Genomic DNA, 578 nt, shown 5'->3' with positions numbered 1-578 from the left:
GATGATCGAGCACCGCAGCCTGGTGAACACGGCGGCGGGCTACCGGCGGGAATACCGGTTGGATCAGTTCCCGGTGCGGCTGCTGCAGCTCGCAAGCTTCTCGTTTGACGTGTTCGTGGGAGATATCGCGCGGACGCTGTATAACGGAGGCACGATGGTGATTGTGCCGAAGGACGACCGGATCGATCCGTCTCGTCTGCACCACTGGATTGAGCGGGAGCGGGTCACCATCTTCGAATCGACACCGGCGCTGATCGTGCCGTTCCTGGAGTACGTGCACGAGCAGCAACTGGATATGAGCCGGTTGGAGCTGTTGATCACGAGCTCGGACAGCTGCAGCGTGGCGGATTACCGGACCTTGCAAGAACGCTTCGGCTCGTTGTTCCGGATCATCAACGCATACGGCGTGACGGAAGCGGCGATCGACTCAAGTTTCTACGACGAGCCGCTGACGAAGCTGCCGCAGACAGGCCATGTGCCGATCGGCAAAGCGTGGCTGAATGCGAAATTCTACATCGTGGACGCGCATCTGAACCCGGTGCCGGTCGGGGTGCTGGGCGAGCTGGTTATCGGCGGAG

The 578-nt window shown here is 61.1% G+C and carries 1 protein-coding gene; it reads left to right on the top strand.

Annotation, left to right across the window (positions count from 1 at the left end; genetic code table 11):
• A partial coding sequence (locus LCF57_RS25680) for an AMP-binding protein (RefSeq protein WP_226003194.1) occupies window positions 1-578 on the top strand: 578 nt, incomplete at both ends.

The organism is Paenibacillus sp. BJ-4, assembly GCF_020404765.1.
Lineage (GTDB): Bacteria > Bacillota > Bacilli > Paenibacillales > Paenibacillaceae > Paenibacillus.
Note: the sequence above shows the minus strand (reverse complement) of the source record. Positions and strands in the feature narration are given on the sequence as shown.